Below are 15,986 nucleotides of genomic sequence, written 5' to 3'. Positions count from 1 at the left end.
GACAGTATGGCTTTGTCCCGGTCGGTGGTAGGGGCGGCCGTGTGGCGACGGCTAACGTCGCGGTGTCCTGCCCGACCACCCCACCTTCCGGAGCCTTAGATGAGCACCGCTTCCGTCTCCTTCCGGCCCGGCGCCGTCCTCGCCGACCTGCTGCCCGCGAGCCGCGTCAGGGACGCCGCCCTCGTCGTCGGCGGAGCCGCGCTCACCGGCCTGGCCGCGCAGATCTCCGTCCAGGTCGACGGCCTGGCGGCGCCGATCACCGGGCAGACCTTCGCGGCGCTGCTCGTCGGCACCGCGCTCGGCGCCCGCCGCGGCTTCCTGTCCCTGGCGCTCTACACCCTGGTCGGCATGGCCGGCGTGCCGTGGTTCGCGGGCGGTGCCTCCGGTGCGGGCGGCGCGACCTTCGGCTACGTGCTCGGCATGCTGCTGGCGTCCACCCTCGTCGGCGCCCTCGCCCGGCGCGGCGGTGACCGCTCGGTGCTGCGGATGGCGGGCACGATGGTGCTGGGCTCCGCGGTGATCTACGCGGTGGGCGTGCCGTACCTGATGGCCGTCACCGGCATGTCCCTGGACACCGCCGTGGCCAAGGGCCTGGTCCCGTTCCTGATCGGCGACGCCCTCAAGGCCGCGCTGGCCATGGGCGCGCTGCCGGCCGCCTGGAAGCTGGCCGGCCGCCGCGGCTGAGCGCCTACGGCCTCCCCGCCGGTGCCTGCACAGCAGCCCCGGACCGCGAGCGGGCGGTCCGGGGCTGCTGTCGTGTGCGGGGCCGGTCAGGCGGCGTCGGTCGCGGCGTCGGCCACGGCCTCGGCGGCGAGCTCACCCTTGCGGCGCGAGTCGCGCACCACGCCGATCACGATCACGGCGGCCGCGACGAGCAGCGAGTAGAGCACCGTCTCGCGGTTGTCCTTGTCGTAGACCATGTAGCCGAGGACGAAGGTGATCATCGCAGCGGTGGCCCAGGTCAGGTACGGGAAGAGCCACATCTTCACCGTCAGCTTCTCGGGGGCCTCGGCGACGAGGATCTTGCGCATGCGCAGCTGGGTCAGGCAGATGACCAGCCAGACGAAGAGCGCGATCGCACCGGAGGAGTTCAGCAGGAAGCTGAAGACGGTGTCCGGGTTCGTGTAGTTGAAGATGACGGCGACGAAGCCGAAGACCGTGGAGCCGAGGATGGCCGCCATCGGCACGCCCCGCTTGTTGACCTTGGCGAAGGCCTTGGGGGCGTCACCGCGCTCGCCCAGCGAGAACGCCATGCGGGAAGCGGTGTAGAGGCCCGAGTTCAGGCAGGACAGCACGGCGGTCAGGACGATCACGTTCATGATCTGGCCGGCGGCCGGGATGCCGATGGAGTCGAGGGCCGCGACGTACGAGCCCTTGTCGACGATCGACTTGTCGTTCCACGGCAGCAGGGTCAGGACGACGAAGATCGACCCGAGGTAGAAGACGCCGATGCGCCAGATGACCGAGTTGGTGGCCTTGGTGACGGCGCGGCGCGGGTCCTCGGACTCGCCGGCGGCCAGGGTGACGATCTCGCTGCCCATGAAGGAGAAGACGACCATCAGCACACCGGTGAGGACCGAGCCCCAGCCGTTGGGCATGAACCCGCCGGCGTCGGTGAGGTGCGCGAAGCCGGCGCCCGGGTTGTCCGAGCCGGGCAGGACGCCGAAGACGGCGAGCATGCCGACGACCACGAAGGCGCCGATGGCGACGACCTTGATGCCCGCGAACCAGAACTCGAACTCGCCGTAGGAGGCGACCGAGCCGAGGTTGGTGGCGGTCAGCACCGCCATGACGATCAGGGACCAGCCCCACTGCGGGATGGCGGGGATCCAGCTTTCGAGGATCACGGCGCCGGCGGTGGCCTCGACGGCCAGGACGACGACCCAGAAGAACCAGTACAGCCAGCCGATGGAGAAGCCGGCCCAGCGGCCGAGCGCGCGGTCGGCGTAAGCGGAGAAGGAGCCGGAGTTCGGGCTCGCGGCGGCCATCTCGCCGAGCATCCGCATCACGAAGACGACCATCGCGCCGACGAGGGCGTACGAGATCAGGATGGCGGGGCCGGCCTTGGCGATGCCGCCGCCGGAGCCGACGAAGAGGCCGGCGCCGATGACACCGCCGATGGCGATCATGGAAAGGTGGCGGTTCTTGAGACCGGCCTTGAGACCGTCGGAGGGCTGGGCGGAACCGGGTTCGCCGGTCGGGTCGCCTGCCTTCTGAAGGGTCGTCGTCGTGCTCATGGACGAATCCTTAGGTTCTCGGGTGGAGAGTTCCGGCATTCAAACCCGATTTCCGGCCAGTACGGAAGACCTTCTTCCGATAGTTACCTAAGGCCCCCAACGCGGGACCAAGGTCCCGACCCCTCCTGACTGGGGTCTTTGGGTTTACTTGAGGTTTAGAAGTGATTTATGCGACACCCCTCTGCCGTCCTCGGAGGCCGCGCATGCCACACTCGACCCATGCGCGTGTATCTCGGATCCGACCATGCCGGCTTTGAGCTCAAGAACCACCTCGTGGACTGGCTCAAGAACAACGGCCACGAGCCCGTCGACTGCGGGCCCCACATCTACGACGCCGTCGACGACTACCCGCCGTTCTGCCTGCGCGCCGCGGAGAAGACCGCCGCGGACGCCGACAGCCTCGGCATCGTGATCGGCGGCTCCGGCAACGGCGAGCAGATCGCCGCCAACAAGGTCAAGGGCGTCCGCGCCATCCTCGCCTGGAGCGTGGAGACCGCGAAGCTCGGCCGCGAGCACAACAACGCCAACGTCATCTCCGTCGGCGGCCGGATGCACAGCCAGGAAGACGCCACCAGCTTCATCGAGGCCTTCCTGGCGACCCCGTACTCCGACGAGGAGCGCCACACGCGCCGCATCGACATGCTCTCCGCGTACGAGACCACCGGCGAGCTCCCCCCGATCCCGGCCCACCACCCGCAGGACCAGTAGGACGCCGTGTGCCGCCGGACGCCCCCGTCCGGCGGCACACACCAGATGGAGGAGCGCCGCCGTGCCCGAGGGGCATACGATCCACCGCCTCGCCCAGGACCACACCGAGCGCTTCGCCGCCCGCCCGGTACGGGTGAGCAGCCCCCAGGGCCGCTTCGCCGAGAGCGCGGCCCTGCTCGACGGCCGGGAGCTGGAGAGCGCCGAGGCACACGGCAAGCACCTCTTCCTCGAGCTGGGCGACGCCTGGATCCACATCCACCTGGGCCTCTTCGGCAAGCTCGGCTTCGGCCCCGCCCCGGCCCCGCCGGCCACCGACACGGTCCGGCTGCGCCTGCTGAACGAGGACCACTACGCCGACCTGCGCGGGCCCACGGCCTGCGCGCTGATCGGCGAGGGCGAGAAGAAGGCGATACACGACCGCCTGGGCCCCGACCCGCTGCGCCCCGCCGACGACCCCGGCCGCGCCTGGACCCGGATCTCCCGCAGCCGGACCACGATCGCCGCCCTGCTGATGGACCAGAAGATCGTGGCGGGCGTGGGCAACGTCTACCGCGCCGAGGTCCTCTTCCGGCACGGCATCGACCCCTACCGGCTCGGCCGGGACCTCACCCGCACCGAATGGGACGCCATGTGGGCCGACCTGGTGGTGCTGATGCGCGAGGGCGTCCGCAAGAACCGTATCGACACGGTCCGCGACGAACACCTCCCCGAGGCGATGGGCCGCCCGCCGAGGGTGGACGACCACGGCGGCGAGGTGTACGTCTACCGACGGGCGAACATGCCCTGCCACATCTGCGGCGGCGAGATCCGCACCGCCGGCCTCGCCGCCCGCAACCTCTTCTGGTGCCCCGCCTGCCAGCAGCGCTAGGCCGTGTCTTTTGGATCAGGCCGGGCCCGCGACGCCTGGCACCGCGCCTCGCCACGTTCTCGTCGGTCGACGACGCTCCGCGTCGCCTCCCTCCTCGGCCTTGCGATGCACGGCACCAGCCGCCCCGGGCTGATCCGGCCTGATCCAAAAGACACGGCCTGCCCTGTCCGGCCCTGATCCGCCGGACAGGCGCTGGCCGCGCGGAATCCAGCCCCGCCGGCGTTGGGGCCGGACAGGCCCTAGAAGTTGTGCGGGAGCCAAGGGGCGACATCGCCCGCGAAGGCCCGCGAGGCCTCCCGCAGCGCCCCCGCCCGCAGCTCGCGCACCCTCCCGGCCGCCGCCAGCGAGGTCAGCGTGACCCCGCCCAGGTACGCCGAGCCCAGCTCCCGCACCGACAGCGCCAGGTCGGCGGCGTCCTGCGAACGCACGCACCGCCCCGCCCCGTCACCCCCGGCGGTCAGCCGCCACCGCCCCGCGTTCCACGGACAGAACGCGTCCTCCACCTCCAGCACCACGTCCACCGCGGCCCCGTACGCCCGCGCCTCCAGCGCCGCCGGCAGGTCCACCAGCCGCAGGTGCAGCGCGTCCCGCTGGTGCGCCCGGATCCGGCGGATGTCGCTGACCAGGTGCAGCAGCGGGTCGTCGACCGGCCGCCCGTACGCCCGCACGTGCCAGGTCAGGTCGATCTCGAAGAGGTAGCGCCACAGCGCCGCGTACACCGCCGGGTCCGGCGCGTGCACCTCGCGGACCTCGACCTTGCCGTCCGATCCGATCAGCTCCCAGTCGGGCTTGACCCGGTACCGCGCGTACCCGGCCACCCCGCCGTCCGGGCCCTCGGCCACCACGCACTTCAGCGGCGAGGCCCCGTTCCGCAGCTCCGGCGGGTCCAGCAGCGCCTCGCGCTCCCAGCCCGGCTGCCGCGCGAGCATGCCCGGCCGGCCCGCCACCAGGGCGGCGTAGACCCGCTCGCAGTCCGCGAGGGCCTTCTCCGGGTCCACGAGCCGCAGCCGCACCTCGTCCGTCCCCGGCGGCACGTGGAGGCGTACCCGTGTGGTGTCGATGTCGACGGCCGTGGAGTACGCGGCGGTGCCGTAGCCGAAGCGGCCGTAGATCTCCGGCTCCGAGGCCGTCAGTACGGCGACCGGCTCCTCACCCGTACGGATGTCGTCCAATTGGCGGCGCATCAGCGACGTGAGCACCCCGCGCCTGCGGTGGGTCGGCGTGACACCGACCATGGTCACGCCCGACGCCGGAACCAGGGCCCCGCCCGGCACCGAGAGGCGGAAGCCGAACGCCGACGCCGAGCCGACACAGTCCTCGCCGTCCCAGACGCCCAGGGAGCGGTCGAGCTCCGTCAGGGACCGGAAGCGCTCCCGGGTCGGTGCGGCTTCGGTCACCCCGCCGAACGCGAGTTCCAGATGATCGAACCAGACATCCCACTCGTCCTGCTTCAAAACCCGCATCTCAAGAGCCATGCGTTCATCCTTGCCCGGGCCGTCCGCGGCAGGCGAAGGGTTTTCGCCCCGCGAAGCGTCATTGGTCCGGGGGTCCCCCTGCGCAGTCACAGCCAGGATGGATATGGTCCCGAAGCAATGGCCGGAGCACGCGTGGAAACGTTCATGGCCCGGATGCGGATGCTTTCGCACCGGGCACGCACAGCCCTGCGCAAATCCGCCGTCGACTACTTCCGCGGGGACGCCTCCGACTGGCTGGCCTTCGCCGGCCTCCTCCTGACCGTCCCCGCCATAGCCTGCGGCACCCTCCTGATGCCCGTCTGGTTCTCCCCGTCGGCCCTGGTCCTGCCCATCGTCGCCGGCGGCCTCCTGCTGCGCCCCGCCAGCCTCCTCGGGCTGTACGCCGCCGCCGCGGCCGCCCTGATCGTCGAGGCCCTCGTCCTCGGGCCCTACACCCAGGGCCCCGCCCGGGTCACCCCCGGAACCGTGCTCGTGGTGGCCGCCTGCGGGTTCTTCGGACTGGTCATCGCCCAGTTCCGCAGCCGCGTCGGCGTGCCCTGGAGACGCGGCGGCACCATGCTCTTCGACCTGCGCGAACGCATCCGGGTCCAGAGCAAGCTGCCCGCCCTGCCCCGCGGCTGGCACCGCGAGATGGCCCTGCGCCCGGCCGGCGGCCAGTCCTTCTCCGGCGACTTCGTCGTCGCCGCCCGCACCCACGGCGGCCGCACCCTCGAAGTCGTCCTCACCGACGTCTCCGGCAAGGGCATGGAAGCCGGCTCCCGCGCCCTCCTCCTCTCCGGCGCCTTCGGCGGCCTCCTCGGCGCCCTCCCGCCCCAGGACTTCCTCCCCGCCGCCAACGGCTACCTGCTCCGCCAGGACTGGGACGAGGGCTTCGCCACCTCCATCCACCTCGTCCTCGACCTGGAGACCGGCGACTACGAACTGCTGTCCGCCGGACACCTCCCCGCCCTCCAGCTCTCGGCCGGCACCGGCCGCTGGCAGGAGATCGCCGGCGAGGGCCCGCTGCTCGGCGTCTACGACGGCGCCGAATTCGAACCCGCCCGCGGCAACCTGCGGCGCGGCGACGTCCTCATGCTCTTCACCGACGGCCTCGTCGAGACCGCCGACCGCGAGATCAGCGAAGGCATCGACCGGCTCACCGGCGAAGCCGACCGCTACGTCGCCGCCGGCTGGGACGGCGCCGCCTGGCACCTCATCGAGAAGGTCGCCAAGGACGTCAACGACGACCGCGCCCTGCTCCTCATCCGCCGCTCGCCCTGACACCCGGGGTGGGGTTTACCCCACCAGCCGTCCGCCGGGCCGCTCCATGGCCGCCGCCCCACGCCCCTCCGTAGCGTCGGGGACACCAACGGACACCGGTACGGAAGGCGGCACACCATGGGGCTGAGGCGGACCAGGCGACACGACGCGGAGACGGGACCCGCCGTGGAGCTGAGCGGCGTACGGCGCGTCTACGGGCGGGGCGCCGCCTCCGTACACGCCCTGCGCGGCATCGACCTCACCCTGCCGCGCGGCAGCTTCACCGCCGTGATGGGCCCCTCCGGCTCCGGCAAGTCGACCTTCCTCCAGTGCGCCGCCGGACTCGACGTCCCCACCGAGGGCTCCGTCCGGCTCGGCGGCACCGAGATCACCACCATGAACGAGAACGAGCTCACCGAGCTGCGCCGCAGCCGCCTCGGTTTCGTCTTCCAGGCCTTCAACCTGCTGCCCTCGCTCACCGTCGAGCAGAACGTCCTGCTCCCGATGAGCCTCGGCGGCGGCCGCCAGGACCGGGCCCGGGCCGCCGAGCTGCTCGCCCGGGTCGGCCTGGACGGCAAGGGCCGGCGCCGCCCCGCCGAGCTGTCCGGCGGACAGCAGCAGCGGGTCGCCATCGCCCGGGCCCTGGTCACGCGGCCCGACGTGGTCTTCGCCGACGAGCCGACGGGTGCCCTCGACACCACCACCGCCGCCGAGGTGCTCGGCCTGCTCCGCGACGCCGTGGATGCCCTCGGCGCCACCGTCGTCATGGTCACCCACGACCCGGCCGCCGCCGCCCACGCCGACCAGGTGCTCTTCCTCGCCGACGGCCTCATCGCGGACCGCCTGCCCCGCACCCCCGCCGCCACGATCGCCGCCCGCATGACCACTCTGACCAGCCGCCCGGCCCCGTCGTACACGGCGGCCTGACCACCCCGCCCCGCCCGGGCCACCCGAAGCCGATTGGCCCGGTCGCCCCGGCCCGCCGACGTCTAGCGTGCCGCCCATGGACCGCACCCTCGCCGCCGACCTCGCCCGGCTCCCCGAGCTCCTCGACGCCACCCGCCGCGCCGCCGCCGAGGCCCTCGCGACCCTGGACGACCGCCCCGTCGTACCGCCGCAGGACCCCCCGCCGCCGGCCCCGCTCCCCGGGCGCGGCACCGGCACGGAAGCGGCCCTCGCCGAGTTCCGGGCCCGCTGGGAGCCCCGCCTCTCCGCCTCCGCCGGCCCCCGCTACCTCGGCTTCGTCACCGGCGGCGCCACCCCCGCCGCCCTCGCCGGGGACTGGCTGACCGCCGTGCACGACCAGAACTCCAACTCCGCCATGGACGGCGCCGGCCAGCACCTCGAACGCGAGACCACCGGCTGGCTCCGCGAGCTCTTCGGCCTCTCCGGCGCCCACACCGGCACCTTCGTCAGCGGCGCCACCATGTCCAACACCGCCGGCCTCGCCATCGCCCGCGAGTGGCTCGGCGAACGCCTCGGGGTGTCTCCGGCGCAGGACGGCGTCGCCGCCCTCGGCCCCGTCCGCGTGCTCTCCGGCGCCCCGCACTCCTCCATCGCCAAGGCCCTGTCCGTCCTCGGCCTCGGCCGCGCCGCCCTCGTCCCCGTGCCCACCCTCCCCGGGCGGGAGGCCGTCGACCCCGCCGCCCTCGACAGGGCCCTCGCCGACGCACCCGGCCCGGCGGTCGTCGTCGCCAACGCCGGCACCGTCAACACCGTCGACTTCGACGACCTCCGGGCCGTCGCCGCCCTCTGGGAACGCCACGACTTCTGGCTCCACACCGACGCCGCCTTCGGCGCCTTCGCCGCGCTCACCCCCGAGCACGCCCACCTCGTCGCCGGCCTCGACGCCTCCGACTCCGTCTGCGTCGACCTGCACAAGTGGCTCAACGTCCCGTACGACAGCGCCGTCCAGTTCACCCGCCGCCGCGACCTCCAGGCCCGGGTCTTCGCCAACGCCGCCGCCTACCTCGGCCCCCTCGGCCCCGATCCCGACCTCGTCCACCTCACCCCCGAGAACTCCCACCGGCTGCGGGCCCTCGCCGCCTGGTTCACCCTGCGCGCCTACGGCCGCGAGGGCCACCGGGAGATCGTCGAACGGGACATCGCATGCGCCCGCTCACTCGGCGAACACCTCGACCGCGACCCGGCCTTCCGGCTGCTGGCCCCGGTCCGCCTCAACGTCGTCTGCTTCACCCTCGCCGAAGCCCCCACCCCCGAGCGGCTGACCGCCCTGCGCGAGGCCGTCGCCGCCGACGTCTTCGTCACCCCCACCGTCCTCGGGGGAACCGCCGGCCTGCGCGCCGCGTTCTCCAACTGGCGCACCACGCCGGCGGACGTGGACCGGGCCGCCGAGGCCCTGCGCGCGGCAGCGAAGGAGATCGCATGACGGACCGCTCCCTGACCCTCGCCGAGGTGGAGGCCCTCGCCCGCTCCGCGCACGAGGGCCAGACCGACAAGGCCGGACGGCCCTACGCCGAGCACCTGGCGGCCGTGGCCGAAGGCGTCCGCCTGCGCGGCGGCAGCCCCGCCCAGCAGGCCGCGGCCTGGCTCCACGACTCGGTGGAGGACGACGCGCTCAGCCCGGCGCAGCTCGCGGCCGCCGCCCTCCCGCAGGAGGTCAAGGACATGGTCCTGGCCCTCACCAAACGCCCCGGGGAACCGGTCGGGGAGTACGCCGCCCGGATCCTCGCCACCCCCGGCGCCCTCCTCGTGAAGGAGGCCGACCTCGCGCACAACGCGGACCCCGTACGCCTGTCCGTACTGGACGCGCCCACCCGCGACCGGCTGACCGCGAAGTACGCCCACGTCCGCTCGCTCCTCGGCATCACCACACCCTGACGTCCGAAATGTCCCCGGTGCGCACCCGCATGGCGGGAAAGACGTGATGGCTCTTCGTCACGGGGCGGATAGCCGGGGCCGGTTGGTGGGAGGATGGTGCATGTGGGGCGCGCAACGCCGCGCGCGCCGGGCCGGCCAGGGGACGACCGAAGGTGTGATCAGTAGTGGCCATTTCGCTGTCAGTGGTGGTTCTGTTGGCGGTCATCCTGGTGATCCTGATCCGCGGCAACCACATCAAGGCGGGCCCCGCGATCGTCGCGGTCCTCTTCGGCTTCTTCCTCGCGTCGAGCTCCATCGCCCCGGACGTGAACCGCTTCCTGAACTCCCTCGCGGACACCATCGCGGGCATCAAGCTCTGAGCGGGAGCCGCGCGGGCACGGCGCGGAAACGACTCGCGGAAACGACTCGGGGCCAGGTCCTGGAGAAGATCTCCGGCCTGGCCCCGAGCCATGAAGAGCGGGTGACGGGAATCGAACCCGCGTAGCTAGTTTGGAAGACTAGGGCTCTACCATTGAGCTACACCCGCAACGCGTCGCCGCAGGTCCGGGGACCGCGGCACGGACAGCATCCTAGCGGGTCGCGAGGGGGGAGTGCACACCCCTTTTCCCGCCGTGTCCCGGCCCGCCCCGCACGCGCGTGCGCCCGCCGGGGAAACCGGGGGCGTCGGAGGGTCTCCGGGCATGTACCCTACGTGTCGCACCGACGGGGTGTGGCGCAGCTTGGTAGCGCGTCCGCTTTGGGAGCGGAAGGTCGTCGGTTCGAATCCGGCCACCCCGACCACCAGCACCACTCAGTACTGCCCGCCGACAGGCACCGTTCGCCAAGATCGCGTTGTGGGCTGATTGCCGCTTGCGGTTACTATGCAAGCTGCGTGCCCGTGTGTCTGATGCCGGGCCGAATCCGCCGAGGCCGCTGAATCGCAGCGATCCGGCAGAACCCCAAGCAGTCAGCCACAAGGAGACCGAACCGTGAAGAGCGCCGTGGAGACCCTGAATCCGACTCGGGTTCGGCTCACTGTCGAGGTGCCCTTCGAGGAGCTCAAGGACAGCCTCGACGCGGCGTACAAGAAGATCAACCAGCAGGTCACGGTGAAGGGCTTCCGCAAGGGCAAGATCCCGAACCGCGTCATCGACCAGCGCTTCGGCCGCGGTGCGGTGCTGGAGGAGGCCGTCAACGACGCCCTCCCGAAGTTCTACACCGAGGCCGTCAACGAGGCCGACCTGAACCCGCTGGGCCAGCCCGAGGTCGACATCACCGAGCTGAAGGACAACGAGCTCCTGAAGTTCACCGCCGAGGTGGACGTCCGCCCCGAGATCGAGATCCCGGACTACTCCGGCATCGAGGTCGAGGTCGACGCGGTCGAGGTCTCGGACGAGGACGTCGAGAAGTCGGTCGAGCAGCTGCGCGGCCGCTTCGCGTCCACCAAGGACGTCGAGCGCGCCGCCGCCGAGGGTGACGTCGTCACCATCGACCTCGAGGCCAAGGTCGACGGCGAGGTCCTCGCGGACGGCGTCGCCACCGACGTCTCCTACACCATCGGCTCGGGCGAGCTCCTCGACGGCATCGACGAGGCCGTCAAGGGCCTGGAGGCCGGTGGCGAGGCCACCTTCACCTCGCAGCTGAAGGGCGGCTCCGCCGAGGGCAAGGACGCCGAGGTCACCGTCAAGGTCACCAAGGTCTCCGCCCGCGAGCTGCCGGAGCTGGACGACGAGTTCGCGCAGATGGCGAGCGAGTTCGACACCCTCGAGGAGCTCAAGGCGGACAGCCGCAAGCGCCTCGAGAACATGAAGCAGTACGACCAGGCCACGCAGGCCCAGGAGCGCGTCCTGGAGAAGCTGCTGGAGCTCGTCGAGGTCCCGATCCCCGAGAAGCTCCTCGCGGACGAGGTCCAGACCCGCAAGCACAACCTGGAGCACCACCAGCTCGGCCAGATGGGCCTGAACCTCGAGAAGTTCCTCGAGATCCAGGGCAAGACGGTCGAGGAGTTCGACGCCGAGACCTCCGAGCAGGCCGTCAAGGGCATCAAGACCCAGTTCGTCCTCGACGCGCTGGTCAACAAGGAGAAGCTGGGCGTCAACCAGGAGGAGCTCACCGAGCACCTCATGCGCCGCGCGCAGTCCTCCGGCATGTCCCCCGACCAGTTCGCCCAGGCCGTCGTCGAGGGCGGCCAGGTCCCGATGCTGGTCGGCGAGGTCGCCCGCGGCAAGGCCCTCGCGGTCGTCGTCGAGGCCGCCAAGGTCGTCGACACCAACGGTGAGGTCGTCGACCTCTCCGACGACGAGGACGAGACCGAGACGGCCGCCGAGGTCGTCGAGGCCGCCGTCGAGGGTGACGCCGAGGCCAAGTAACACCTCCGGGAGGCGCCCTCGCGGAGCCCCCTGAGAAGTGCCCCGAAGGGCCCGGACGCAGCCGCGTCCGGGCCCTTCCGCGTGCCCTCGCGGGCCGCTCGGGAGCTTGCGCTCCGAGCGAACAGTTCGGGAAGCGGGATGGCGTTGTCCTACCTGCGCGTTAGGGTCCATGAATACGAGGGCACGGGAGTACCCGAAGCCGGCGGCATCGCCCCCCGGTAGGTCCGCGCCCCAGAACGAGACGCTGAGACGGCATGTGGCCGTCGGAGACGAGCAGGTGGATACGTGACGAATCTGAAGCCTTACGCCGCGGGTGAGCCGTCCATCGGTGGCGGCCTCGGCGACCATGTCTACAACCGGCTGCTCGGCGAACGCATCATCTTCCTCGGGCAGCAGGTCGACGACGACATCGCGAACAAGATCACGGCGCAGCTCCTCCTCCTGGCCGCGGAGCCGGAGAAGGACATCTACCTGTACATCAACAGCCCCGGTGGCTCCGTGACGGCGGGCATGGCGGTCTACGACACCATGCAGTACATCCCGAACGACGTCGTCACCATCGGCATGGGAATGGCGGCCTCCATGGGCCAGTTCCTCCTCACCGGCGGCGCGACCGGCAAGCGCTTCGCGCTCCCGAACACCGACATCCTGATGCACCAGGGCTCCGCCGGCATCGGCGGCACCGCCTCGGACATCAAGATCCAGGCCCAGTACCTGCTGCGCACCAAGCAGCGCATGGCCGAGATCACCGCGCACCACTCGGGCCAGACCGTGGAGGCGATCATCCGCGACGGCGACCGCGACCGCTGGTTCACGGCGGAGGAGGCCAAGGAGTACGGCCTCATCGACGAGATCATCTCCGCCGCGTCGCTGGTCCCGGGCGGCGGCGGCACCGGGGCCTGACCCCGGCCGGCGCACGGGGTCCCGTACGAGGCCCCTGCGCCCGCCCGCCCGTGCCAGGCACCCACAGCCCGCAGAACGCCACCAGGACGGTGAACACCCAGATGCAGAACAACTTCTCCGCGAGCGGCCTCTACTCCGGCCCCCAGGTCGACAACCGCTACGTCATCCCGCGCTTCGTCGAGCGCACCTCGCAGGGCGTGCGCGAGTACGACCCGTACGCGAAGCTCTTCGAGGAGCGCGTGATCTTCCTCGGTGTGCAGATCGACGACGCCTCGGCCAACGACGTCATGGCGCAGCTGCTGTGCCTGGAGTCGATGGACCCGGACCGCGACATCTCGATCTACATCAACAGCCCCGGCGGCTCCTTCACCGCGCTGACGGCCATCTACGACACGATGCAGTTCGTGAAGCCGGACATCCAGACGGTCTGCATGGGCCAGGCGGCCTCCGCCGCCGCGGTCCTGCTCGCCGCCGGTACCCCCGGCAAGCGCATGGCCCTCCCGAACGCCCGCGTGCTGATCCACCAGCCCTCCGGTGGCACCGGGCGCGAGCAGCTCTCGGACCTGGAGATCGCGGCCAACGAGATCCTGCGCATGCGCGACCAGCTGGAGAGCATGCTGGCCAAGCACTCGTCCACGCCGATCGAGAAGATCCGCGAGGACATCGAGCGCGACAAGATCCTCACGGCCGAGGACGCGCTGGCGTACGGGCTGATCGACCAGATCGTCTCGACCCGCAAGATGAACGCGGTCTGATCCTTGCCGCCAGTCGGCGCGGCCGCACCGCGGGATTCCGCGATGTGAACCGCGTCAAGGGGGCCCCGAACGGGGCCCCCGGCAAGGTACCGTCGGATATGAGGCACCAGGAGCGCTGAACCAAAGCGTCTCCCAGGCGAAGGGGAAGCACCTCGTGGCACGCATCGGTGACGGCGGCGACCTGCTCAAGTGCTCGTTCTGCGGAAAGAGCCAGAAGCAGGTGAAGAAGCTCATCGCAGGACCCGGTGTGTACATCTGCGACGAGTGCATCGACCTCTGCAACGAGATCATCGAAGAGGAACTCGCGGAGACCTCCGAGGTCCGGTGGGAAGAACTCCCCAAGCCCCGTGAGATCTACGAGTTCCTGGAGAGCTACGTCGTCGGCCAGGAGCCGGCGAAGAAGGCGCTCTCGGTAGCGGTCTACAACCACTACAAGCGCGTTCAGGCCGGCGAGAACGGCGGCGCGCAGGGCCGTGACGACGCGATCGAGCTCGCGAAGTCCAACATCCTCCTGCTGGGCCCCACGGGCTCCGGCAAGACCCTGCTGGCCCAGACCCTGGCCCGCATGCTCAACGTCCCGTTCGCCATCGCCGACGCGACGGCGCTGACGGAGGCGGGGTACGTGGGCGAGGACGTCGAGAACATCCTGCTCAAGCTGATCCAGGCGGCCGACTACGACGTCAAGAAGGCCGAGACCGGGATCATCTACATCGACGAGATCGACAAGGTCGCCCGCAAGAGCGAGAACCCGTCGATCACGCGCGACGTCTCGGGCGAGGGCGTGCAGCAGGCCCTCCTCAAGATCCTGGAGGGCACGACGGCCTCGGTCCCCCCGCAGGGCGGCCGCAAGCACCCGCACCAGGAGTTCATCCAGATCGACACGACGAACGTGCTCTTCATCGTGGGCGGCGCCTTCGCCGGCCTCGAGAAGATCATCGAGTCGCGTGCGGGCGCCAAGGGCATCGGCTTCGGGGCGACGATCCGCTCGAAGCGCGAGATCGAGGCGAGCGACCAGTTCCAGGAGGTCATGCCGGAGGACCTGGTGAAGTTCGGGATGATCCCGGAGTTCATCGGCCGCCTGCCCGTCATCACCTCGGTGCACAACCTGGACCGCGAGGCGCTCCTCCAGATCCTGGTGGAGCCGCGCAACGCCCTGGTGAAGCAGTACCAGCGCCTGTTCGAACTGGACGGCGTCGAGCTGGACTTCGAGCGCGAGGCCCTCGAAGCCATCGCGGACCAGGCGATCCTCCGCCAGACGGGCGCGCGCGGCCTGCGCGCCATCATGGAAGAGGTCCTGATGTCGGTGATGTACGAGGTCCCGTCCCGCAAGGACGTGGCCCGCGTGGTCATCACCGCCGACGTGGTCCGCTCCAACGTCAACCCGACGCTGGTCCCCCGCATCGTCCCGAAGGACCAGGGCCCGCACGAGAAGTCGGCGTAGCGGCAAGGGCATACGAGCAAGGGCATACGAGAAGGGGCGCTCCCGACCGGGAGCGCCCCTTCTCGTATGCCTGGCGTGCGGTTACTTCTTGACGCGGGCGGTCTTGTAGAGCTTCGCGGCGAGGTCCGCGTCCTGCTCCAGGGTGTAGCCCGGCTTGCTCGCGAGGAGGGCGGCGGCGTCACTGGCGGTGACCGTGGCCAGGGTGCTGTAGTCGGCCCAGATGCACACCGGGAGCGTCGCCTCCTTGGGTCCCTTGGTGTTCGGGTCCTTCGAAGTGACCTTGATTTCCTGGCACTTCATGACGGCGCCCTCGAACCCGTCGGGCGTGATCTCCTTCGGGCTGCCGACGAGCTGAGCGTCCGACTTGCCGTCCTTGGTGAGCTTCAGCTGGACTATGGCGAAGTACCCGTCGGCGGTCTTCTCGGGCTCGGCGATGTCGCCGTAGTAGCCGGTGAAGCTGATGCCCTTCAACGTGAGCGGGTTCTTCGGGTCGCCGGTGAAGTAGTCCATGCCCACCTGGGTGGGGTTCTTGATCCCCGCGGCCTCGATCTGCGGCTTGTCCGCGTCGCTGAGCTGCTTGGGCTGGTACTTCGGGTCCTTCTGGAACTCGCCCACCGACTCCGGGGCGACCAGCTTGTAGCCCTTCGTCTCGTCGGAGACCGATCCGCCCGAGCCCAGGAACCACCAGGCGCCGCCCGCGATCACGGCGACGGCCACGACCACAGCGATGACCGGGCCGGCCTTGGACTTCTTCGGGGGCGCCGGCGGCGGGGGGACGTACGCGGGCTGCGGGGCCTGCTGCGGCTGCTGGTAGCCGTACGCCGGCTGCGGCTGCGGCTGCGGCGGCGGGGGCGGCGGGCTCTGGTAGCCGCCCTGCTGGGGGTACGAGGGAGCCGCGGGCTGCTGGGGGTACGAGGGAGCCGCAGGCTGCTGCGGGTAGGCCGGGGCCGGGGGCTGCTGGGGGTAGCCGTAGCCGGGCTGCTGCGGCTGCTGGCCGTACGGGTTCGGGGGCTGCTGCGGGGGCTGCTGCCCGTAGGGACCGGGCTGCTGCGGCTGCTGGCCGTACGGCCCTGGCTGGTTGAAACTCATCCCGAGTCCCCCTGTGAGGTTTGCTTATCCGTTTCACACATCCTGGCGGAAGGCCCGGGCGCCGGGGGCGGCGGGGTCCCGG

General features: G+C 71.0%; 15 protein-coding genes and 2 tRNA genes. 13 read left to right on the top strand and 4 right to left on the bottom strand.

Features of this window, described 5'->3' with window-relative positions; translation table 11 throughout:
• Positions 1 to 99 precede the first annotated feature (99 nt).
• On the top strand, positions 100 to 684 hold the full coding sequence (locus ACZ518_RS19290; RefSeq protein ID WP_469114186.1) for a biotin transporter BioY: 585 nt from the start codon (positions 100 to 102) through the stop codon (positions 682 to 684).
• Positions 685 to 770: 86 nt separating this feature from the next.
• Here the strand turns inward: ACZ518_RS19290 and ACZ518_RS19285 are convergent, their stop codons facing one another.
• The gene (locus ACZ518_RS19285; RefSeq protein WP_469114185.1) at positions 771 to 2,237 is read right to left on the bottom strand and encodes an amino acid permease; all 1,467 of its coding nucleotides are present in this window, start codon (positions 2,235 to 2,237) and stop codon (positions 771 to 773) included.
• A gap of 219 nt (positions 2,238 to 2,456) precedes the next feature.
• On the opposite strand from ACZ518_RS19285, the gene ACZ518_RS19280 reads away from it, so the two are divergent.
• Both ACZ518_RS19280 and ACZ518_RS19275 read left to right on the top strand, forming a co-directional pair.
• Positions 2,457 to 2,945 carry a ribose-5-phosphate isomerase gene (locus ACZ518_RS19280; protein ID WP_007264071.1) on the top strand — a complete coding sequence of 163 codons (489 nt, stop codon included), beginning with the start codon at positions 2,457 to 2,459 and terminating at the stop codon, positions 2,943 to 2,945.
• A gap of 61 nt (positions 2,946 to 3,006) precedes the next feature.
• Positions 3,007 to 3,813 (top strand): Fpg/Nei family DNA glycosylase, encoded by an 807-nt coding sequence (locus ACZ518_RS19275; RefSeq protein WP_469114184.1) that lies wholly within the window; start codon positions 3,007 to 3,009, stop codon positions 3,811 to 3,813.
• Between the two features lie 239 nt (positions 3,814 to 4,052).
• Here ACZ518_RS19275 and ACZ518_RS19270 read toward each other — a convergent pair whose 3' ends face one another.
• A complete protein-coding gene (locus ACZ518_RS19270; RefSeq protein ID WP_469114183.1) occupies positions 4,053 to 5,288 on the bottom strand; it encodes a GNAT family N-acetyltransferase in 1,236 nt (411 codons plus the stop codon).
• 117 nt (positions 5,289 to 5,405) lie between these two features.
• Here ACZ518_RS19270 and ACZ518_RS19265 point away from each other — a divergent pair, with 117 nt between their 5' ends.
• The 5 genes from ACZ518_RS19265 (at position 5,406) to ACZ518_RS19245 (ending at position 9,727) form a co-directional block, all read left to right on the top strand.
• Complete coding sequence (locus tag ACZ518_RS19265) at positions 5,406 to 6,548, top strand: SpoIIE family protein phosphatase (protein WP_469114182.1); 1,143 nt, start codon at positions 5,406 to 5,408, stop codon at positions 6,546 to 6,548.
• Positions 6,549 to 6,665: 117 nt separating this feature from the next.
• The gene (locus ACZ518_RS19260) at positions 6,666 to 7,454 is read left to right on the top strand and encodes an ABC transporter ATP-binding protein (RefSeq protein WP_469114181.1); all 789 of its coding nucleotides are present in this window, start codon (positions 6,666 to 6,668) and stop codon (positions 7,452 to 7,454) included.
• Positions 7,455 to 7,530: 76 nt separating this feature from the next.
• Entirely contained in the window at positions 7,531 to 8,916 is a 1,386-nt protein-coding gene (locus tag ACZ518_RS19255; RefSeq protein ID WP_469114180.1) for a pyridoxal phosphate-dependent decarboxylase family protein, read from the top strand.
• Positions 8,913 to 9,368 (top strand): HD domain-containing protein, encoded by a 456-nt coding sequence (locus tag ACZ518_RS19250; protein ID WP_469114179.1) that lies wholly within the window; start codon positions 8,913 to 8,915, stop codon positions 9,366 to 9,368. The genes ACZ518_RS19255 and ACZ518_RS19250 overlap by 4 nt, the downstream gene beginning before the upstream one ends.
• Positions 9,369 to 9,532: 164 nt before the next feature.
• Entirely contained in the window at positions 9,533 to 9,727 is a 195-nt protein-coding gene (locus tag ACZ518_RS19245; RefSeq protein ID WP_385761390.1) for a hypothetical protein, read from the top strand.
• A 96-nt stretch (positions 9,728 to 9,823) separates the two neighbouring features.
• Here the strand turns inward: ACZ518_RS19245 and ACZ518_RS19240 are convergent.
• A tRNA-Gly gene (locus tag ACZ518_RS19240) sits at positions 9,824 to 9,894 on the bottom strand.
• A gap of 177 nt (positions 9,895 to 10,071) precedes the next feature.
• Between ACZ518_RS19240 and ACZ518_RS19235 the strand changes: the two genes are divergently transcribed.
• The 5 genes from ACZ518_RS19235 (at position 10,072) to clpX (ending at position 14,815) form a co-directional block, all read left to right on the top strand.
• A tRNA-Pro gene (locus tag ACZ518_RS19235) sits at positions 10,072 to 10,148 on the top strand.
• A gap of 188 nt (positions 10,149 to 10,336) precedes the next feature.
• Positions 10,337 to 11,716, top strand: coding sequence for a trigger factor (tig, locus tag ACZ518_RS19230; RefSeq protein WP_469114178.1), 1,380 nt, complete (start codon positions 10,337 to 10,339; stop codon positions 11,714 to 11,716).
• A 285-nt stretch (positions 11,717 to 12,001) separates the two neighbouring features.
• Complete coding sequence (locus ACZ518_RS19225; protein WP_361601682.1) at positions 12,002 to 12,619, top strand: ATP-dependent Clp protease proteolytic subunit; 618 nt, start codon at positions 12,002 to 12,004, stop codon at positions 12,617 to 12,619.
• 101 nt (positions 12,620 to 12,720) lie between these two features.
• The gene (locus tag ACZ518_RS19220; protein ID WP_469114449.1) at positions 12,721 to 13,374 is read left to right on the top strand and encodes an ATP-dependent Clp protease proteolytic subunit; all 654 of its coding nucleotides are present in this window, start codon (positions 12,721 to 12,723) and stop codon (positions 13,372 to 13,374) included.
• 154 nt (positions 13,375 to 13,528) lie between these two features.
• Positions 13,529 to 14,815, top strand: a complete 1,287-nt coding sequence (gene clpX, locus ACZ518_RS19215) for an ATP-dependent Clp protease ATP-binding subunit ClpX (protein ID WP_007264060.1) — start codon at positions 13,529 to 13,531, stop codon at positions 14,813 to 14,815.
• 81 nt (positions 14,816 to 14,896) lie between these two features.
• On the opposite strand, the gene ACZ518_RS19210 is transcribed toward clpX, so the two are convergent.
• Positions 14,897 to 15,904: a hypothetical protein gene (locus ACZ518_RS19210; protein WP_469114177.1), complete on the bottom strand. Its 1,008-nt coding sequence runs from the start codon at positions 15,902 to 15,904 to the stop codon at positions 14,897 to 14,899.
• Between the last annotated feature and the right edge of the window lie 82 nt (positions 15,905 to 15,986).

The sequence above is a fragment of the Streptomyces sp. NPDC033966 genome (assembly GCF_055575955.1).
The sequence above is the reverse complement of the archived record's forward strand: the minus strand, read 5'-3'. Positions and strand labels throughout refer to the sequence as shown.